Origin of the sequence: Streptomyces wuyuanensis (assembly GCF_900103455.1) — a bacterium.
GTDB classification, from domain to species: domain Bacteria; phylum Actinomycetota; class Actinomycetes; order Streptomycetales; family Streptomycetaceae; genus Streptomyces; species Streptomyces wuyuanensis.
On the sequence record NZ_FNHI01000017.1, the window covers coordinates 90,026 to 109,847 of the forward strand.

Below are 19,822 nucleotides of genomic sequence, written 5' to 3' on the forward strand. Positions count from 1 at the left end.
CGGACGACGGACCGCCCACGGAAAGCGGCCGCGGCCCCGGGGGATTCCCCCGGGGCCGCGGCCGTCCGTGTGCGACGCGCGCCGGCCAGGGCCGGCGGTACGTCAGTTCCAGCTGGCGTGCAGCGGCTTGCCCTCCGCGTAGCCGGCGGCGCTCTGGATGCCGACGATCGCCTTCTCGGCGAACTCCTCCAGGGAGCCGGCACCCGCATAGGTGCAGGACGAGCGGACGCCCGCGATGATCGAGTCGATCAGGTCCTCGACGCCGGGGCGGGCCGGGTCGAGGAACATGCGCGAGGTGGAGATGCCCTCCTCGAACAGCGCCTTGCGCGCCCGGTCGTACGCCGATTCCTCGCTCGTCCGGTTGCGGACGGCACGCGCGGAGGCCATGCCGAAGGACTCCTTGTAGAGCCGGCCGTCGGCCGTCTGCTGCAGGTCGCCGGGGGACTCGTACGTGCCGGCGAACCACGAGCCCACCATCACGTTGGAGGCGCCGGCTGCGAGGGCCATGGCCACGTCGCGCGGGTGGCGGACTCCGCCGTCGGCCCACACGTGCTTGCCGTACTTCCTCGCCTCGGCGGCGCACTCCAGGACGGCGGAGAACTGCGGCCTGCCCACGCCGGTCATCATGCGGGTGGTGCACATGGCGCCGGGGCCCACACCCACCTTGATGATGTCCGCGCCGGCCTCGATGAGGTCCCGGACGCCCTCGGCGGCCACGATGTTGCCCGCGGCGATCGGAACCTGCGGGTCGAGCGCGCGGACCGCCTTGATGGCCGCGAGCATCGATTCCTGGTGGCCGTGCGCGGTGTCGACGACGAGAGTGTCCACGCCGGCGTCGAGGAGCTGCTTGGCCTTGCCCGCCACATCGCCGTTGATGCCGACGGCGGCGGCGATGCGCAGCTTGCCGTTCGCGTCGGTGGCCGGCGTGTACAGCGTGGCGCGCAGGGCGCCCTTGCGGGTCAGGATGCCGGCGAGCCGGCCGTCCCGGTCCACGGCCGGGGCGAGCTTGCGGTTGGCGCCGTCGAGCCTGGTGAACGCCTCACGCGGGTCGATGTCCGCGTCGACGAGCAGCAGGTCCTTCGACATCACCTCGGCGAGCTGGGTGAAGCGGTCCACGCCGGACAGGTCGTGCTCGGTGACGACGCCGACGGGCCGCTGCTCCTCGTCGACGACGACGCCCGCCCCGTGGGCCCGCTTGTGCAGCAGGGACAGGGCGTCGGCGACGGTCTGGTGCGGGCTGAGCACGATCGGCGTGTCGAGCACGAGGTGTCGCGTCTTCACCCAGGTGACGACGTCGGTGACGACGTCGATCGGGATGTCCTGCGGGATGACGACGAGGCCGCCGCGGCGGGCGACGGTCTCGGCCATCCGGCGGCCGGCGATCGCGGTCATGTTGGCGACGACCAGCGGGATGGTGGTACCCGTGCCGTCGGGGGAAGCGAGGTCGACGCCCTGACGGGAGCCCACGGCCGAGCGGCTCGGGACCATGAACACGTCGTCGTACGTGAGGTCGTACGGCGGCTTGATGTCATTGAGGAAACGCACGTGCTGAACATCCCAGTCGATTCGGAGGGGTCCCGGACACTCGTCCGGGAGAAAACGCACGTACTTCATTGTCCCATGAGCCGGGGACGGAACCGTGCGGGCCGATCATCCAGGACCGCTGGAGGGGCTCTCGTCGGATCCTCCAAGGACGAGCAGCACGGCGAGCTGCCCCGGCATGGTGTCGACGGCATGGGTGAAGACCTCCTGGGCGATCCCCCACTCCCCGGGCCGGGCGGTCGCGTACTCCTGCCAGCGGCAGACGAGGACGAGGGTGCCCTCCTCGCCCGGGAGATCGGTGAGGCAGTCGGCGAGGGCGTCCCAGTTCCGGCCGAACCAGGCGGGCAGACCCAGATCGCCTGCGCAGCGCTCCATGAAGGTCTTCTTGTCGGTGACGCCGTGGAGGTCGAGCACGGTGATGTTCCGCCCCGGCGTGGCGCCGAACAGCGCGGCGAGGGGACCGTTTCTCATCGGAGTACCACCCTGAACGTCTCGTAGTGGTCGTCGGTGTAGTAGACCTCCCCCTCCCTGCCCGTGACGATGCGGCGTGCGCCGCGGTCGCGCTCCCCCGGCGTGGGCACCGTGTACTCCCGGTAGTAGCCGCGCTCCCGCTCGGGCAGGAGCCGCTCGAAGTTCCCGAAGGTGCTGCCGTCCTTCCGGTACGGGAAGGGGCCTCCGTCGTCGATGAGCCGCAGGGTTTCGCGTGCCTCCGGCGGCAGGTCGGCGGCCTGGACGGTGGCCGGACCGCCGGGGGCCGAGGCGGCTGGGCTCCGCGCGCCGCTGCCCGTCCCGGTGCCACCCGGACAGCCGGTCAGCAGCAGGGCCGTGAGGGCCGACAGCAGCACGAGGAGGAGCCGCGCGGGCCGGTTCGGCATGCCGCCGATGCTGTCACGCCGGCTCGGCGGTGGCGGTGAGGACGGCCCCGCGCGGGTAGGGAATGCCCCGTGCAGCACAGTGACGAGACTCAGCGCGCGGCCCGCCGGGAGGCCGCCCGGCTCAACGCGGAGAGCGTCCGCGGTGTGGCCCTGACCTGGGTGGACAATGCCGGCCTCACGAGGGTCAAGGCGATCCCCACCGGCCGCCTCGCCCACGTCGCCGGCCGTGGGGTCGGCATGTCCCCGGTGTTCGACGTCTATCTGGTGGACGACTCGATCACCACCAGCCCGCACATCGGCGGGCCGGACGGCGATCTGAGACTGGTGCCGGACCTGGAGCGGCTGACGGTGCTCGCGGCCCAACCGGGCTGGGCCTGGGCACCCGTCGACCGCTACGACCAGGAGGGCCGGCCCTATGCCGCCTGCCAGCGGCTCTTCGCCCGCCGGATGGCACGTCGGGCGGCCGACCGCGGAATCGACCTGCGGATGGGCTTCGAGACCGAGTGGGTCGTGCAGCGGGACGGCACCTGCCCGTGGACGGGACCCGCGTACGGCATGGCCCGGGTGGTCGAGCTCTCCGACTACGTGGACGAGGTGCTGGGCGCGCTCGGCGCCCAGGGCGTGGAGGTGCTGCAGATCCATCCCGAGTACGCGGCCGGGCAGTTCGAGGTCTCCGTGGCCCCGGCGGATCCGGTCGGCGCGGCGGACCTCGCCGTACTGGTGCGCGAGACGGTCCGCGCGGTCTCCCTGCGGCACGGGCTCACCGCCCTCTTCGGCCCCGTCGTGGAGGCCGGCGGCGTCGGCAACGGCGGCCATCTGCATCTGAGCCTGTGGCGGGAGGGCCGCAATCTGTGCCGGGGCGGGGACGGGCCGTTCGGGATGACGGGAGACAGCGAGTCCTTCCTCGCGGGTGTGCTCGGCGCGCTCCCGGCGCTGCTCGCGATCGGCGCGCCGACACCGGCGAGCTATCTGCGTCTCGAACCGTCTCACTGGGCCGGTGTGTTCCAGTGCTGGGGGCTGGAGAACCGCGAGGCGGCCCTGCGTTTCATCACGGGTGCGCCCGACGATCCGGACGGTGCGAACGCCGAGGTGAAGTGCTTCGACGCGGCGGCGAATCCGTATCTGGTCACGGGCGCCGTGATCGCCGCGGGGCTGGCGGGCCTGGAGGCGGGCGCGAGGCTCCCGGCGCCCGTGCAGGGCGATCCGGCCGTGACGGGCGGCGTGGCGGTCCCCGGCGGAGCGACAGGGGCGGGAGCGGCCGGACGGGAGGCGGCGGGCGGAACGGGCGAACCGCGCACCGGCACGGGAACGGCCCGCCGGGAGGTCGGCACCGGGCCGGCGCGGCTGCCCCGGTCGCTGCCGGAGGCACTGGAGTACTTCGAGGGTTCGGAGGTGCTGCGTGAAGCGCTCGGCGACGCGCTCTTCGAGGCGATCGCGTCGGTTCGCCGTGCGGAGAGCGAGCTGTTCGCCGGCCGGGCCCCGCAGCAGATCGCCGACGCGACACGGGGGCGGTACTGAATGCCCCTCACGCTGCCTCCGCTCGTCGACCACCACTGCCACGGGGTGCTGCGGCACGCGCCGGAACGGGACGGGTTCGCCTCGTTCCTGACGGAGTCGGACTCCCCGCCCGCGCCCGGTACGAGCTTCTTCGACAGCCAGCTGGGGTTCGCGGTACTGCGCTGGTGCCCGCCGCTGCTCGGGCTGCCGGCGCACTGCCCGCCGGAGCCCTATCTGGAGCGCCGTCGCGAACTCGGCACCGAGGAAGTGGCGCGGCGGCTGCTGCGGGCGAGCGGCACCGGCACCTACCTGGTCGACACCGGTCTGCCGGGCGATCTCACCGGACCCGCCGAGCTGGCGGAGCTGGGCGGCGGGGACGCGGGCGTGATCGTGCGCCTTGAGGCCCTCGCCGAGCGCGTTGCGGACACGAGCCACGACGCGGCCGGCTTCGTCGAGGTGTTCGACCACGCCGTCGTGGCATCCGCCCGGACCGCCCTCGGCTTCAAGTCGGTCGCCGCGTACCGTTACGGCCTCGGGCTGGAGCCCGATCCGCCGGATTCCCCCGAGGTCCACGCGGCCGCCTCGCGCTGGCTGGCGGAGCGGGACCCGGGCGGGCGGCTCACGGATCCGGTGCTGCTGCGGCATCTGCTCTGGGCTGCGGTCCGCACCGGGCTGCCGCTGCAGCTCCACACCGGCTTCGGCGACCCCGACCTGCGGCTCGACCGCTGCGATCCGCTGCTGCTGACGGACTTCATCAGGGCCGTCGCCCCACACGGCTGTCCCCTGGTACTGCTGCACGGCTACCCCTACCACCGGAACGCCGCCTACCTCGCCCATGCGTTCACACACGTGTACGCGGACGTGGGCCTCGCCCTGTCCCACACGGGCGTCCGGGCGGCCGCCGTGCTCGCGGAGGCTCTGGAGCTCACCCCGTTCGGCAAGCTGCTGTACTCGAGCGACGCCTACGGGCTGCCGGAGCTGTACCTCGTCGGAGCGCGGGTCTTCGAGGACGCGCTCACCCGTCTCACCGAGGACTGGACGTCGTCCGGCGCCTGGTCGGAGCGTGACGCGACGCGGATCGCGGGTCTGCTGGCGGCGGACAACGCTGCGCGGCTCTACGGGCTGGTACCGGCGGAGTCGTGAAGCCGGCCGACCGGCCGTGCGACGACACGAACGGTGCCCGCGAGCCGCTCGAACCCGTGAAGAGCGGGCCGCACGGCCGGCGGGCCCGCCGCAGACGGGGCCGCACCGGCCACGGGACGGGTGCGGCCCGGGCGCGAGCGCCGGCGAGGCAGGTGGTACGACGGCATCCGCGAGCGGACCCGGCGCTTGCGCAGCGCGCGGCCAGCGCGTACGGCGGGCCGTCGCCGGAGGCCCCGGCAACGCCCCGGCGGGGCCGTAGCGGCGCCTTCCGCCGGGGCGGCCGGAGGCCGGGGCCCGGTGTCCGGCCCCGGCCGGCACCGCCGTGGTGGTGCACCGGCGGCAGGGGCCAAAGCAGTGCAGGGCTGCCGCCCGGGCGGGGCTCGACGCCGGTCGGCCGCCCGGACCCGCTTCCACCCCGGTCGGCCGCCCGGGCCGGGCTCGACGCCGGTCAGTCGTCCGGGTCGGCCCGCTCCAGCGCGGGGCGCGGCGCGGGGCGGGACTCCGTGAGGAGGTAGTCCGCCGCCGAGGTGTCCGTCACCAGGCTGGTCACCAGACCGGAGCGCAGGACCGCACCGATCGCCGCCGCCTTGCGCTGGCCTCCGGCGATGGCGACGACCTCGGGAATGCGGCGCAGTCGGTCGGCCTCGACGGTGATGCACCGTTCGCCCAGGTCACGCCCGACGCGTCTGCCGTCGGCGTCGAACAGATGGGCCGACATCTCGGCCGCGACACCGAGCGAGGCGTAGTGCGCCCGCTCCTCGTCGCTCAGCATGTCGTGCACCGTCGAGATGCCGGGCTCCCACGAGCCGATCGAGACACAGGCGACCGTGACCTTGTCGAAGTACTCGAAGGCCCGGGCGATGCCCGTCTGGTTCCGCAGGGCGGCGGCAGTCGCCGGGTCCGGCAGCAGCATGGGCGCGTAGATCGGGTGCGCCTCGCCACCGGACACCTGCGCGGCACGCCGCACCGCCTCCACCGAGCCGCGCTCCGCGGTCCCGGCGTCGTACACCCCCGTGAGCTGGACGACCGTGCAGGGCGGCAGCCGGTCGAGCGCGGCCGCCATGTGGATCGTGGAGCGGCCCCAGGCCAGTCCCAGCACGTCTCCCTCGGTGACGAGCTCACCGAGCAGGTCCGCCGCGACCTCGCCGAGGTTCTCCGGGTCGGGCGACTCGTCCTCGCCCTCGGTCGGGGACTCCACGACCACCGCGTGCCGCAGACCGTAGCGGGCGCGGAGCGCGTCGGAGCGCTCGGCGTCCAGCTCGGCGGGCACGCGGATCTCGATCCGTACGAGGTCGCGCTCGAGCGCGGTCTCCAGGACCCTGGCCACCTTGAAGCGGCTGACGCCGAACTCCTCCGCGATCTGGATCTTGGATTTTCCCTCGAGATAGAAGCGTCGGGCCATGGCCGCCGCCTGCACCAGCTCCGCGGGTCCCATCCGCAGGGCCGACCGTCCCGCCGACATAGCAGACACCGCGTTCTCCTCACTGCTGTTCACACTCCGGAACCGCCATCCTGACAGATCCGGGTGATGTTGATCAGCCCGGTAGGGCCCCGTTCACCGAGCTGTGGCTCAGTGGTTGCACGCCCAGGGCGCCGACGCGATCGTCCCGTCGGCCTGCTCGCGCAGCGTCCGGACGGCCTGCGCCGGGTCCTCGGCCCCGTACACCGCGGATCCGGCGACGAACACATCGGCGCCCGCCTCGGCGCACCGCTCGATCGTCGCCTCCGAGACCCCGCCGTCGACCTGGAGCCACAGCTCCAGGCCGTGCTTGTTGATGAGCTCCCTCGTACGGCGGATCTTGGGGAGCATGATGTCGAGGAACGCCTGGCCTCCGAAGCCGGGCTCCACGGTCATGACCAGCAGCATGTCGAGCTCGGGGAGCAGGTCCTCGTACGGCTCGACGGGTGTGGCGGGCTTGAGCGCCATGGAGGCGCGCGCGCCCTTGGCCCGGATCTCCCGCGCCAGCCGCACGGGTGCCGCGGCGGCCTCAGCGTGGAAGGTGACGGACCCGGCGCCGGCCTCCACGTACTGGGGGGCCCAGCGGTCCGGGTTCTCGATCATGAGATGGCAGTCCAGCGGGGTGTCCGTCGCCCGGCTCAGCGACTCGACGACCGGAATCCCCAGCGTCAGGTTGGGCACGAAGTGGTTGTCCATGACATCGACGTGGAGCCAGTCGGCCCCTTCGACCGCCTGCGCCTCGTCGGCGAGTCGGGCGAAGTCGGCGGACAGGATGCTGGGGTTGATCTGGGCCATGTGCCAAGACTGCCATGCTCCGGAGCACTTCCTGGCCTCGAAGCCGACGGAAGCCGTCCTTTCCGAGGCACCGTCCGCTCCGTGGGACACCCCAGTCGCCACGATTCCGGCATTCCGCACCGCCGGGGCCGCTCGCGCCGCCTCCCGTCGAGCGCCGTCACCGCCGGGCGGGCGCACTGGTCAACCCGCCGTGCGCCCGACATCATGTCGCAGACATGCCAATCGCGCGCTCGCGGGCCGGGGCGCGCACGACGGGGGTGCGGGTGTTGGTGACGAGGTCGTTGCTCAGGCCGCTGTCGGCCCTGGCGCTGCTGTGCACCCTGGCGGCCGCGCCCGTCCCGTCCCCGGCAGCCGCCGGGGACGGGGCCGCTCCCTCCGCACGGGCCGGGAACGCCTCCGGACCCTCCGTGGTCCCGCCGGTACCGGAGTGGACCCCACCGCTCAGCACCCGCGGCCGGTACGTCGTCGACGCCGAGGGCGACCGGTTCAAGCTGAAGTCGGGCAACTGGCACGGGGCCAGCGGCACCTGGACCGGTTCGGGGAGCCCCGACGACCCGGCGAACAACCACGCCGGGGAGAAGTCGGACCGGATGCCGCTGGGCCTGGACCGCGCTCCCCTGTCCGAGATCGTCGCCGGCTTCCGCGAACTCGGCCTCAACAGCGTCCGGCTGCCGTTCTCCAACGAGATGGTCCACGACACCCGCCCGGTCGCGGACGCCTCGGTGGCGGCCAACCCCTCGCTGAAGGGGATGACCCCGCTCCAGGTCTACGACGCCGCCGTCAAGGCCCTGACGGACGCCGGTTTCGCGGTGATCCTCAACAACCACACCAACACCACGCGCTGGTGCTGCGGCGTCGACGGCAACGAGCGGTGGAACTCGTCCCAGAGCGCCGAGACCTGGGAGAGCGACTGGCTGGTCATGGTCCGCCGCTACCGTGACAACCCCCGCGTCGTCGGCGCCGATCTCTACAACGAGGTCCGCCGTTCCGTGCTCGACGACCCCAACTGGGGGCTCGGAGACCGGCACGACTGGTTCGCGGCGTCCCAGCGCCTCGGGGACCGGATCCTCCAGGAGGCCAACCCGGACCTGCTGGTGATCGTCGAGGGAATCAACTGGACCGGGATCCCCGTGGACGGATTCCCCCACGAACGACCCACCCTCGAGCCCGTCCAGCGGCTCTCGCACACCCTGGTGCGATCCGGGAAGCTCGTGTACTCGGCCCACTTCTACGACTACACGGGGCCGAACCACAGCGGCGCCACGGGCCTCGGCGAGACGTCCGACCCCCGCTACCGCGACTTCGGCCGCTCCGAGCTGTACGACGTGCTGCGCCGGCAGGCCTTCTACGTCGCCGCACAGACCGACCGGCACTTCACCGCGCCGGTCTGGATCAGCGAGTTCGGCGTCGGCGGGCGCCAGGAGACCGGGGCGAAGCAGCGCGCGTGGTTCGACCACTTCGTCGACTTCCTCGTCGATGCGGACGCCGACTTCGCCTACTGGCCGCTCGTCGGCTGGCACGAGGACCGGAAGGGCAACGGCTGGGCACTGCTGCACTGGGACTCGGCAGGGCGGCGGGCGGGCCTCTTCGACGGGGACGACTGGCGCGCCGAGCCCTGGAGGCGGCTGGTCGAGGCACCCGGCAGGACGGGCCGGGTGGCCCCGGTGGACCGCTGGTCGATGCTCAGCCCGGACCACGGCGACTTCGTCCAGTCCCTGCGCATGCGCGCCCTGCCGGACTGGGACCCGGGCGCGCGCAAGGCGGCGTGCCCGGACGACCAGCGGCTGGTCGGGCTGAGCCACACGGGCAACCGGGGGCTGTGCTCCGACGCCGGGGCCCGGGGCCTCGGCGCGTCCGCCGGCGCCCACGAGATCGTCCGCGACGAACGGCACGTGGAACCCGGCCGCGACTGGGCTTCCGGATACACCAAGCTCCAGTGCCCGCCGCGGTACTTCCTCGCCGGCTACAGCGTGCGCGGCGCCGCCGTCTCCGCCGCCCTGTGCGTCGAGGCGGGCGGGGTTCCGGGGACGGCGGGCCGGACCGTGTGGTTCGACCGGTCCGACAACCGCCCGCCGGCGGCCGGCGGGGGCGACTTCGCCCACGGCCACCACAAGGGGCAGTGCGCCGGCGACGAGTACGCCGCCGGCATCGCGTACACCGGCCGTCTGGGCTCGTCACGAAGCCCGGTCGCGCTGCTGTGCCGCGCGCTGCGCTGAGCCGGCCGGGCCGCCGCCTCTCGCGTCCCCGGTCGTGGTGGCAGCGGCCGTCGCGGCGCGAGGGTCAGGCCGTTCGGCGCAGGAGCGCCAGGTACATGGCGTCAGTTCCGTGGAGATGAGGCCACAGCTGGACGTCCGGTCCGTCGCCGAGGGCCGGTACCCCCGGCATCAGGGGTCGGGCGTCGATCCACTCGGCCCCGAACGAGCCGTCGCGTGCCTCCAGCACGTCGTCGACGACCGCGCGCGTCTCGGCGAGATGGGGCGAGCACGTGGCGTATCCGACCACCCCGCCCACCCGGACCGACTCCAGCGCCTCGCGGAGCAGGGCCCGCTGGAGCGGGGCGAAGCCGTCCAGGTCCTCGGGGCGGCGGCGCCAGCGGGCCTCGGGCCGGCGGCGGAGGGCGCCCAGACCCGAGCACGGCACGTCGACGAGGACGCGGTCGAAGGTGCCCGGCCGCCAGGCCGGACGCGTGCCGTCGGCGGTCACGACCTGGTACGGGCCGGGGTTGCCGGCCAGCGCGCGCTCGACGAGACGGGCCCGGTGCGGCTGCTTCTCGGCGGCGACCAGCGCGGCCCCGCGCCCCGCGGCCAGTGCGCCCAGCAGCGCCGCCTTGCCGCCCGGCCCGGCGCAGCCGTCGAGCCAGCGCTCGTCCCGGCCTTCCAGCGCCGCGCCGGCGAGAGCGATCGCGACGAGCTGACTGCCCTCGTCCTGCACCCCGGCACGGCCCTCCCGCACGGGATCGAGCGCGCCCGGCTCCCCGCCCTCGGCGAGTCGAACGGCGTACGGCGACCAGCGTCCGGGCAGTCCGCCCTCCTCGCCGAGCAGATCGAGCAGCTCGCCGGTGGAGGACCGGCCCGGCCTGGCGACCAGCGTCACCTCGGGCCGCTCGTTGTCGGCCTCCAGCAGGTCCTCGATCCCGGCCCGGCCGCCGCCCAGCGCGTCCCAGAGCGCCGAGACGACCCATCGGGGGTGGGAGTGGACGACGGCGAGATGGTCCTCGGGGTCCTCGTCATAGGGCGGCGCGACGCGGTCCAGCCAGCCGTCGAGGTCGTGCTGCGAGATCCGGCGCAGCACGGCGTTCACGAACTTGGCCCGGCCGTCGCCGAGGACGACCCGGGCCAGCTCGACGCTCGCCGACACCGCGGCGTGCGTCGGGATGCGCGTGCCAAGCAGCTGGTGCGCGCCGAGCGACAGCACGTCGAGGACGGGCGGGTCGACCTCGCGCAGCGGCCGGTCGACGCACTCGGCGATGATCGCGTCGTAGGTGCCCTGGCGCCGCAGGGTGCCGTACACCAGCTCCGTGGCGAGCGCCGCGTCCCGGCTGTCGAAGTCGCCCTGCTCACGCGCCCGGCGCAGCAGCGGCGGCAGGACGAGGTTGGCGTACGCGTCGCGCTCGTCCACGGCCCGCAGCGCGTCGAAGGCGAGGATCCGCACCGGGTCCTTCTTCGGGGGGCGATAGGGCTGCGAGGGACGGCGACGGCTCTGCTGGCTCAAAGGTGCTCCGCGTTTCGGAAGGGTCGAACCCCTTCAGCCTACGTCGGCCGGCCGGGCGTCCCCGTCCCTGCCCCGGTACCGCCCGGGACCCCGCTCGCGATCACTGCGCCTGGGAGCCGAGGGTCTCCCCCGGGGCGATCCGCACGCCACGGGCCCAGTCGGCGGCACGCATCGGCTTCTTGCCCTGCGGCTGGACCCAGTGGAGCTCGACGGCGTGCGAACCGGTGCCGGCGTGCACGTGGTTCTTGCCCACCGAGAGCTCGCCGGGTGCCAGCTCCGTGCGGTCCGGCAGCGGCTGGACGTTGATCAGCTTCAGCCGCTCGCCGCGGAAGACCGTCCAGGCACCGGGCGCGGGAGTGCAGCCGCGCACGAGGCGGTCGATACGGAGGGCGGGCGCGTGCCAGTCCACGTGGGCGTCCTCGACGGTGATCTTCGGCGCCAGGGTGACGCCGTCGGCCGGCTGAGGCACGGCCTTCAGCGTGCCGTCCTCGATTCCGTCCATGGTCGCGGCCAGCAGCCCGGCGCCCGCGAAGGCGAGCCGGGTGAGGAGATCGCCGCTGGTGTCCGTCGGCCGCACGTGCTCGGTGATCACGCCGTAGACCGGGCCCGAGTCCAGGCCCTCCTCGATCAGGAACGTGGAGGCGCCGGTCATCTCGTCGCCCGCGAGGATCGCGTGCTGCACCGGCGCGGCTCCGCGCCAGGCGGGCAGCAGCGAGAAGTGCAGATTGACCCAGCCGCGGGCCGGGACGTCCAGTGCCGTCCGCGGCAGCAGCGCACCGTAGGCGACCACCGGGCAGCAGTCCGGCGCGATCTCGCGCAGCCGGGCGAGGAAGTCCTCGTCTCGGGGCTTCGCGGGCTTCAGGACCTCGATGCCGGCCTCCTGCGCGCGCTGGGCGACCGGGCTGGCCACCAGACGGCGGCCGCGGCCCGCGGGGGCGTCCGGACGGGTGACGACCGCCGCCACCTCGTGGCGGCCGGAGGCGATCAGGGCGTCCAGGGCGGGGACGGCGACCTCGGGGGTGCCTGCGAAGACAAGTTTCACTGGTAATACCTCGCTCTGTGTGCCGGGGTGATCGCGCGACGCACCAGTCTATTTGGCCGCACCGACAGGGGGCGCGCGGACTGGTGCGCGCCCCGCGCATGTGCGCTTGCACCTCCGCAGCGTGACCAGATCGCCTGGTGGCGCGTTGTCAAGAGAGATTGACCGAAGCGGGCCGCCGGTGCGGCCCGACCTTTTCAACGCCGGTTCGAGAGGCTTGTTCATGGCCGACCACGCAACCCACGACGCCCAAGCCCGGGCGAGTCTGCATCTGTTGGTGCGGGACATCGAGCGGGTCCGCCGGCAGGTGGACGCTCTGCGCACGCTCACGGCTCAGTTGGGGAACGTCTACCGTCCGCGCCGCTCCGGCCCGTCCACGGGCTTCGTCGTCTACGGCCGGGCGCCCGCCCCGACCGTGCGTCTGGCCCAGGAACTGCGGGACAGCGTGGAGACGTTGGTGACCGCAGCGGTCGACTTCGACCGCTCGCTGGGCTTCTCGTGGGACGCGGTGGGCTCGGCGCTCGGCGTCACCAAGCAGGCGGTGCACCGCCGTTACGGCTCGCGGCGGACCACGCCGCAGCCGGCCACCGCCGTGCCCACGGAACCGGAGCCGGGCGCGACCCGCACGATGCCCGTCGCCCCCGCGGTTCCGGCGGCCCGTTCCATGCCGCCGCAGCCGGGGCCCGGCGCCCACCCGCTCCGCGAGGAGGTCCGCCCGAGCGCCTTCCCCGGCCCGCGCAACGGCTGACTCCTCCCCGTCCGCCCCGGCACACCTTCGCGGTGCGCCGGGGCGCTGCCGTGCGGAAGGCGACCCCGGACCGGACGGCGCTCCGCGTCGTGCCGCTGCCGGGCAGGTCACGATGCCGCCCGAGAGCGCGCCCCGGTGGTGCGACCGTGGCCGCCCGGTCGCCCGTCAGCCGATGTCCGGAGGATCCACCCGGATCCGTACCGGATCGCCGCCTCCCCGCGCGAGCCTGGTGGCCTGGGCGGACTTCAGGGCGGCGGCGAGGGCGGCCCCGCTGCCGGGCGGTACGCGCAGCAGGGCGCGCTCCCCATGCTCGCCCGGCCTGCTTCCCCCCGGAGAATCCGGGGGAGGGTCGCCCGGCCGCCGGGGCCGCCCGGGAGGGGGCGGTGGAAGGGGCACCGGCCCCAGCACTTCGGCGTCGGCGGGCAGGGCGGCCGTGGCCAGGAAGTCCGCCACCGCCTCCGCCCGCCCGGTCACCGAAGCCATCCGCGACACCGGCGGGAAGCCCAGTTCGGCGCGGTCGGCCAGCTCGCGCTGGGCATGGCCGACGGGGTCCCACCGCACCAGGGCCTGGACGGGACGCAGCGTGGGTTCGGCGACCACGACGACCGTGCCGCCCTCAGCCTGTCCGCGTACCAGCGAGGCAGCCGCCGTCCAGCGCCGCAGCGCCTCCTCCCCCGCCCTCAGGTCGGGCCGCCCGAGCATGGCCCAGCCGTCGAGCAGCAGCGCGGCCGCGTAGCCGCCGTCGGCGACCGGCTCCGCGCCGGGTGTGCTGACCACGAGCGCGGGACGGTCGGGCACCGAGTCCAGGACGTGGTCCCGCCCCGACGTCCGCACCGGCACCGCGGGGAACGCCCTCCCCAGCTCCTCCGCCGTGCGCCGGGCCCCCACTATCCGGGCGCGCAGCCTTGCCCCGCCGCACTCTGCGCAGTGCCAGCCGGCGGCGTCCCGGCCGCACCAGCCGCAGGCGAGGTCCTGTTCCCGCGGGGCCTCCAGCGGACCTGAGCAGTGCCCGCAGCGCGCGGGCGCCCGGCAGCGCTCGCAGGCGAGCCTCGGCACATAGCCGCGACGGGGCACCTGGACCAGCACGGGGCCGGTGCGCAGGCCGTCCCGCACGGTCTGCCAGGCCAGCGACGGCAGCCTGGCGGCCCGGGCCGCCTCGTCGCGCGCGAGTTCGCCGTCGCCGACCGTGCGGATCAGGGGCGCGGCGCGGCGCACCTGTTCCCGGTCCGCCACCAGCGGCCGCGCCCAGCCGGTCTCGACGAGCTGGGCGGCCTCGACCGTGCAGCTCACGCTGCCCAGCAGGAATCCGCAGCGCTCGTGCGCGGCACGCAGCAGGAGCACCTCCCGCGCATGCGGCAGCGGCGCGTGCTGCTCGCTGTGGCTGGAGTCGCCGTCGTCCCATATCGCGACCAGCCCGAGGTCCTGGACCGGCGCGAACATCGCCGCCCGCGTCCCGACCACGGCCCGCACCGAGCCGCGAAGCACGGAGAGCCACTGCCCGTACCGCTTCTCCGGGCCGGCTTCCGCGGTGAGCACGGCGTGGTGTCCCTCGCCCAGCAGTGCGGTCAGGGCCGCGTCCACCCGTGCGGCGGCCCGCCCGTCCGGGACGACGACCAGCGCACCCCGGCCGGACGAGAGGGTCGCCGCGACGGCTCCCGCCAGCTCGCCGGCCCAGTGCGGGCCCGGCAGTGCCGTCCACACGGCCCTCGGCGCTCCCCCTCCCGCCAGGGCGTGCAGAAAGGCCGGCCCCTGCGCGTACCGGCTCCAGGATCCCGGCTCCGGCGCCGCCGGGGGCGGCAGCGGAGCGGGCGACGGCCGGGACTCGGCGCGGGCGCTCCTGGGCGGGACGGCGAGCTGCAGCACGTCGGCGAGACTGCCCGCGTACCGGTCGGCGACCGCTCTGGCCAGACCGAGCAGACCGGGGCCGAGCACGGGCTCGGGCGAGACCACGTCCGCGAGGGCGGCGAGCGGGCCCGAGTAGTCGGAGTCGGCCCGTCGCTCGACGATGAACCCGTCGATCAGCCGGCCGCCTTCCCGGCGGCCCTCCCGGACCTGGTGGGATCCGGCGCCGAAGCGCACCCGGACGCGGACGCCGGGCTGTGCGGCCTCGTCCAGTTCCTCGGGGACCGCGTAGTCGAAGTACTGGTCGAGGTGCAGCACGCCCTTGTTCACCACGACCCGGGCCACCGGGCGCTCCGCCGCGAGGGCCGCCCCTCGCCAGGTGCGCGGCTTGGCCCGTGGTCTGCCGGCCTTCCGCACGGTCTCCCGGATGAGCGCAAGCTGCTCCGGCGAACCGTCCCCGGTCCGCTCGGAGGCTTCGTCGTCGCTGCTCACAGCCACATTCCTACCAGACGGCACCGACAGCGCCCCGGGCCCGAGTACCGTCCTCCCGGCCGGCGCCCGGCGAACGCGCGAGGCCCCCGGACCTGTCCGTCCACGCCCCGATCACCTGGCCGCCGTCGCCGACCAGCTCAACCGCCGCCCACGCAAAACGCTCGGCCGGGAAACCCCAGCCGAGCGCCTGCATGAACCGCTCGCGGCCTGATCAACACGACCACCTGTTGCGACGAGTCCTGGAAACCGCCGTCCGGTCCGGGGCCTTCGCGCGGAGCGGGTGCCGTCAGAGGCCCGCCGCCGCGCGCAGCGCGTCGACGCGGTCCGTGCGCTCCCAGGTGAAGTCGGGCAGTTCGCGGCCGAAGTGACCGTAGGCGGCGGTCTGGGCGTAGATCGGGCGGAGCAGGTCGAGGTCGCGGATGATCGCGGCCGGGCGGAGGTCGAAGACCTCGCCGATGGCGTTCTCGATCTTCTCCACGTCGACCGCGGCGGTGCCGAAGGTCTCCACGAACAGGCCGACGGGCTCGGCCTTGCCGATCGCGTACGCGACCTGCACCTCGCAGCGGGAGGCGAGACCGGCCGCGACGACGTTCTTGGCGACCCAGCGCATCGCGTAGGCGGCCGAGCGGTCCACCTTGGACGGGTCCTTGCCGGAGAACGCGCCGCCGCCGTGGCGGGCCATACCGCCGTAGGTGTCGATGATGATCTTGCGACCGGTGAGGCCGGCGTCGCCCATCGGGCCGCCGATCTCGAAACGCCCGGTCGGGTTGACCAGCAGCCGGTAGCCGTCGGTGTCCAGCTTGATGCCGTCCTCGACGAGCTGCTTCAGCACGTGCTCGACGACGAACTCGCGGATGTCCGGCGCGAGCAGCGAGTCCAGGTCGATGTCGGAGGCGTGCTGCGAGGACACCACGACCGTGTCGAGGCGGACGGCCTTGTCGCCGTCGTACTCGATGGTGACCTGGGTCTTTCCGTCCGGACGCAGGTACGGGATGGTCCCGTTCTTGCGGACCTCGGAGAGTCGGCGGGACAGCTGGTGCGCGAGGTAGATCGGCAGCGGCATCAGCTCGGGGGTCTCGTCGCAGGCGTACCCGAACATCAGGCCCTGGTCGCCGGCGCCCTGCTTGTCGAGCTCGTCCGCGTCCCTGCCCGCGGCGGCACCCTCGACCCGGCTCTCGTAGGCCGTGTCCACACCCTGGGCGATGTCGGGCGACTGGGAGCCGATGGAGACGGAGACACCGCAGGAGGCGCCGTCGAAGCCCTTCTTCGAGGAGTCGTAGCCGATCTCGAGGATCTTGTTGCGCACCAGCGTGGGGATGTCCGCCCACGCCTTGGTGGTCACCTCGCCCGCGACGTGCACCAGGCCGGTGGTGATCAAGGTCTCCACGGCGACACGGGACGTGGGGTCCTCGCGAAGCAGTGCGTCGAGAATGGTGTCGCTGATCTGGTCAGCGATCTTGTCGGGGTGACCTTCGGTCACGGACTCCGAGGTGAACAGGCGACGGGACACAACGCTCCCTGGGGTTGCAGCGGCTGCTGGCTGATCATTGGCGGACCGGCCGGGGGGCTGCGCCCCGCGTCGTTCCGAGGGACAGTTTATCGGGCACTCCCGGCGACCGGACCAGCGTCTCGCACCCTGGGCTGCCAACCGTGGGCCGAATCACCCGTCCCCGGGTCGCCGGCGGCGACCGCGCGCGGCCGGAAGGACTGGTTTCGCCGGATTTGGCGCCGCCTTTGCGAGGGATGAGGAATTCATCCCGGATTCACCCGAGCCGGGCGTGTCCACCGACCCGCCCCACCGGGTGAGCACTTCGTCACACCCCGTCTCCGGGGCGGAGCCGTGTGTTCCGGTGACGGGGCCGCACGGCGGTCGCGCATCCGGACGGATCACACCAGCCGGGCGGCCACCAGGTCCCAGACGGTGTCCGCGAGCCCTTCCTTGGGGCCGTACGGAACGGGCGTCTCACCGCCGTCCGCGGCCAGGACCACGGCCTCGTTCTCCTCGGAGCCGAAGGTCTTGCGCTCCCCCACCTCGTTGACGACGAGCAGGTCGCAGCCCTTGCGGCGCAGCTTCTCCCGGCCGTTGGCGAGCACGTCGTCGGTCTCGGCGGCGAAACCCACCACCAGTTGCCCGGGGCGGGCCCGGTCGGCGGAGATCTCCGCGAGGATGTCCGGGTTGCGCACGAGCGCGATCGGCGCCGGCTCGTGCCCGTCCTTCTTCTTGATCTTGCCCTCGGCGTACACCGCCGGGCGGAAGTCGGCGACGGCGGCGGCCATCACCACCACGTCGGCGTCGGGAGCGGCCTTCAGCACGGCCTCGCGCAGTTGCACCGCGGTGCCCACGTGGACCACGTCGACGCCGGCCGGGTCGGACATGCCGGTGTTGGCCTCGATCAGCGTCACCCGGGCCCCGCGGGCGGCAGCGGTACGGGCCAGCGCGTAGCCCTGCTTGCCGGAGGAGCGGTTCCCCAGATAGCGGACCGGGTCCAGGGGCTCACGGGTCCCGCCGGCGCTGACCACCACATGGCGGCCCGCGAGATCGGGGGCCGTCGCACCACGGGCCAGCACCCTGCGGCAGACCTCGAAGATCTCGCCGGGCTCGGGCAGCCGGCCCTTGCCCGTGTCGACACCGGTGAGCCGGCCGACGGCGGGTTCGACGACGACCGCGCCGCGGCGGCGCAGCGTCGCCACGTTCTCCTGGGTGGCGGGGTGCTCCCACATCTCGGTGTGCATCGCGGGGGCGAAGACGACCGGGCAGCGGGCGGTGAGCAGGGTGTTCGTCAGCAGGTCGTCCGCCAGTCCGTGGGCCGCCTTGGCGAGCATGTCGGCGGTGGCCGGGGCGACGACGACGAGGTCGGCGCCCTGCCCGATCCGCACGTGCGGGACCTCGTGGACGTCCGACCAGACCTCGGTGGAGACCGGGTGCCCCGACAGGGCCGACCAGGTCGCGGCACCGACGAACTGGAGCGCGGAGCCGGTGGGCACGACCCGGACGTCGTGTCCGGACTCGGTCAGCCGGCGCAGCAGCTCGCACGCCTTGTAGGCGGCGATGCCGCCGCTGACACCCAGAACGACCTTCGGCTTGTCCACTGCGTCTCCCGCTCCCCACCGATGGCGATACGTATCGCCTCTATGACACACCACAGGCCCGGCGGATGCTCCGCCGGGCCTGTGGTGACAGTGCCGCATGCTTGCCGGGACGGCCGCAGCCGGTCCCGGGCCGGGACTACTGGGCCGGGCCCTCCACGGCCTCGGAGGTCAGCAGCCCCGCATTGATCTCGCGCAGGGCGATCGACAGCGGCTTCTCGTGCACGTGGGTGTCCACCAGCGGACCGACGTACTCGAGGAGACCCTCACCGAGCTGCGAGTAGTACGCGTTGATCTGACGCGCGCGCTTGGCCGCGTAGATCACCAGGCTGTACTTCGAGTCGGTGGCCTCGAGCAGCTCGTCGATCGGCGGGTTGATGATGCCCTCGGGCGCGGTCATGGAAGAGGACACGCTCTAGCCTTCCGAAGAAACTACGGGGAAAACAGAAAGATCAGACAACTTCCATCAAGGCTAGCAGCTCACGCGCGACGTCCTCGACGGAGGTGTTGACCAGGGTGGTGTCGAACTCCGACTCCGCCGCCAGCTCGACCTTCGCCGCCTCGAGACGCCGCTCGATCACTTCGGGAGCCTCGGTGCCGCGGCCGGTGAGGCGGCGGACCAATTCGTCCCAGCTCGGCGGAGCCAGGAAGACCAGCTGGGAGTCCGGCATGGATTCCTTGACCTGGCGTGCGCCCTGGAGGTCGATCTCCAGGAGCACTGGTTCACCGGCCTCCAGGCGCTCCTGGACCGCACGGCGCGGAGTGCCGTAGCGGTTGCCCGCGAACTCTGCCCATTCCAGCAACTCGCCGTTGGCGACCAGCTTGTCGAACTCGTCGTCGCCGACGAAGAAGTACTGGACACCGTGACGTTCGCCGGGGCGCGGCTTCCGGGTGGTGGCCGACACCGAGAGCCAGACCTCGGGGTGGACCTTGCGCATATGGGCGACGACCGTGCTCTTGCCGACCCCGGAAGGGCCGGAGAGCACGGTCAGCCGCGGACGTGCCTCTGCTGCCATGCAGCGATTATCCAGGTTCTCGGGAGTGCCCGGGAACGTCAGGCGGCGCCGCCGCCGAACTCACGCTCGAGCGACGCGATCTGGTTCGAGCCGAGACCCCGCACACGGCGGCTCTCGGAGATGCCCAGTCGCTCCATGATCTGCTTGGCACGGACCTTGCCGACGCCGGGGAGCGACTCGAGCAGGGCGGAGACCTTCATCTTGCCGATGACGTTGTTCTCCTGGCCCTGCTTGATGACCTCGTGGAGGGAGGCGCCGGAGTGCTTGAGTCGATTCTTGACCTCGGCCCGCTCCCGGCGAGCCGCGGCGGCCTTTTCGAGCGCGGCTGCGCGCTGTTCAGGGGTAAGGGGCGGAAGAGCCACGCCTACGTCACCTCGGATGTCGAACTGTCGGATACGGACCGGTGAGGAACCTAGTCGGCCCACACCAGGCGAGCAACGAACAACGCAGTGGCCGTTGCATCGCTGACTCTCGACGGAGACTAGCGGCCGAGACCGCTCCAGTCAGCGAGAACAGCGGAAAAGTCCTGGTCAGCATCGGCCGACCTGGATATTCCAGACATACCGACCCGGTTTC

Annotated in this window: 17 protein-coding genes; 4 read left to right on the top strand and 13 right to left on the bottom strand. The window is 73.3% G+C overall.

Annotated elements, in window-relative coordinates; translation table 11 throughout:
• Window positions 1-102: 102 nt before the first annotated feature.
• The 3 genes from BLT82_RS23925 to BLT82_RS23935 are packed head-to-tail and all read right to left on the bottom strand — an operon-like array spanning window position 103 to window position 2,417.
• Complete coding sequence (locus BLT82_RS23925) at window positions 103-1,614, bottom strand: GuaB1 family IMP dehydrogenase-related protein (RefSeq protein WP_093658234.1); 1,512 nt, start codon at window positions 1,612-1,614, stop codon at window positions 103-105.
• A 36-nt stretch (window positions 1,615-1,650) separates the two neighbouring features.
• Window positions 1,651-2,013, bottom strand: a complete 363-nt coding sequence (locus BLT82_RS23930; protein WP_093658236.1) for a barstar family protein — start codon at window positions 2,011-2,013, stop codon at window positions 1,651-1,653.
• Window positions 2,010-2,417 (bottom strand): guanyl-specific ribonuclease, encoded by a 408-nt coding sequence (locus BLT82_RS23935; protein ID WP_093658238.1) that lies wholly within the window; start codon window positions 2,415-2,417, stop codon window positions 2,010-2,012. Before BLT82_RS23935 ends, BLT82_RS23930 begins: the two co-directional genes overlap by 4 nt.
• 69 nt (window positions 2,418-2,486) lie before the next feature.
• Here BLT82_RS23935 and BLT82_RS23940 point away from each other — a divergent pair, with 69 nt between their 5' ends.
• On the top strand, window positions 2,487-3,935 hold the full coding sequence (locus BLT82_RS23940; protein WP_093658240.1) for a type I glutamate--ammonia ligase: 1,449 nt from the start codon (window positions 2,487-2,489) through the stop codon (window positions 3,933-3,935).
• Complete coding sequence (locus BLT82_RS23945) at window positions 3,936-5,057, top strand: amidohydrolase family protein (protein WP_093658242.1); 1,122 nt, start codon at window positions 3,936-3,938, stop codon at window positions 5,055-5,057.
• A gap of 448 nt (window positions 5,058-5,505) precedes the next feature.
• Here BLT82_RS23945 and BLT82_RS23950 read toward each other — a convergent pair whose 3' ends face one another.
• Both BLT82_RS23950 and rpe read right to left on the bottom strand, forming a co-directional pair.
• Complete coding sequence (locus tag BLT82_RS23950) at window positions 5,506-6,552, bottom strand: sugar-binding transcriptional regulator (protein WP_093658244.1); 1,047 nt, start codon at window positions 6,550-6,552, stop codon at window positions 5,506-5,508.
• 75 nt (window positions 6,553-6,627) lie between these two features.
• Entirely contained in the window at window positions 6,628-7,311 is a 684-nt protein-coding gene (rpe, locus tag BLT82_RS23955) for a ribulose-phosphate 3-epimerase (protein ID WP_093658246.1), read from the bottom strand.
• 269 nt (window positions 7,312-7,580) lie between these two features.
• Here rpe and BLT82_RS23960 point away from each other — a divergent pair, with 269 nt between their 5' ends.
• Window positions 7,581-9,527, top strand: a complete 1,947-nt coding sequence (locus BLT82_RS23960; RefSeq protein WP_244292107.1) for a glycoside hydrolase family 5 protein — start codon at window positions 7,581-7,583, stop codon at window positions 9,525-9,527.
• A 64-nt stretch (window positions 9,528-9,591) separates the two neighbouring features.
• Here the strand turns inward: BLT82_RS23960 and BLT82_RS23965 are convergent, their stop codons facing one another.
• Together BLT82_RS23965 and fmt are read right to left on the bottom strand one after the other, a co-directional pair.
• Entirely contained in the window at window positions 9,592-11,022 is a 1,431-nt protein-coding gene (locus BLT82_RS23965; protein ID WP_093658250.1) for an RsmB/NOP family class I SAM-dependent RNA methyltransferase, read from the bottom strand.
• Window positions 11,023-11,122: 100 nt separating this feature from the next.
• The gene (gene fmt, locus BLT82_RS23970; protein WP_093658252.1) at window positions 11,123-12,064 is read right to left on the bottom strand and encodes a methionyl-tRNA formyltransferase; all 942 of its coding nucleotides are present in this window, start codon (window positions 12,062-12,064) and stop codon (window positions 11,123-11,125) included.
• Window positions 12,065-12,284: 220 nt separating this feature from the next.
• On the opposite strand from fmt, the gene BLT82_RS23975 reads away from it, so the two are divergent.
• Window positions 12,285-12,809, top strand: a complete 525-nt coding sequence (locus tag BLT82_RS23975; RefSeq protein ID WP_093658398.1) for a hypothetical protein — start codon at window positions 12,285-12,287, stop codon at window positions 12,807-12,809.
• Window positions 12,810-12,974: 165 nt separating this feature from the next.
• Here the strand turns inward: BLT82_RS23975 and BLT82_RS23980 are convergent, their stop codons facing one another.
• The 6 genes from BLT82_RS23980 to BLT82_RS24010 all read right to left on the bottom strand — a co-directional run bounded on the left by BLT82_RS23980 (window position 12,975) and on the right by BLT82_RS24010 (window position 19,608).
• Complete coding sequence (locus BLT82_RS23980) at window positions 12,975-15,143, bottom strand: primosomal protein N' (protein ID WP_093658254.1); 2,169 nt, start codon at window positions 15,141-15,143, stop codon at window positions 12,975-12,977.
• 286 nt (window positions 15,144-15,429) lie between these two features.
• The gene (gene metK / locus BLT82_RS23990; RefSeq protein WP_093658258.1) at window positions 15,430-16,653 is read right to left on the bottom strand and encodes a methionine adenosyltransferase; all 1,224 of its coding nucleotides are present in this window, start codon (window positions 16,651-16,653) and stop codon (window positions 15,430-15,432) included.
• Window positions 16,654-17,030: 377 nt separating this feature from the next.
• Window positions 17,031-18,233 (bottom strand): bifunctional phosphopantothenoylcysteine decarboxylase/phosphopantothenate--cysteine ligase CoaBC, encoded by a 1,203-nt coding sequence (gene coaBC / locus BLT82_RS23995; RefSeq protein WP_093658260.1) that lies wholly within the window; start codon window positions 18,231-18,233, stop codon window positions 17,031-17,033.
• A 136-nt stretch (window positions 18,234-18,369) separates the two neighbouring features.
• Window positions 18,370-18,642, bottom strand: coding sequence for a DNA-directed RNA polymerase subunit omega (gene rpoZ / locus BLT82_RS24000; RefSeq protein ID WP_093658262.1), 273 nt, complete (start codon window positions 18,640-18,642; stop codon window positions 18,370-18,372).
• Window positions 18,643-18,682: 40 nt separating this feature from the next.
• The gene (gene gmk, locus BLT82_RS24005) at window positions 18,683-19,246 is read right to left on the bottom strand and encodes a guanylate kinase (RefSeq protein WP_093658264.1); all 564 of its coding nucleotides are present in this window, start codon (window positions 19,244-19,246) and stop codon (window positions 18,683-18,685) included.
• A 38-nt stretch (window positions 19,247-19,284) separates the two neighbouring features.
• Window positions 19,285-19,608 (bottom strand): integration host factor, encoded by a 324-nt coding sequence (locus tag BLT82_RS24010; RefSeq protein WP_093658266.1) that lies wholly within the window; start codon window positions 19,606-19,608, stop codon window positions 19,285-19,287.
• Between the last annotated feature and the right edge of the window lie 214 nt (window positions 19,609-19,822).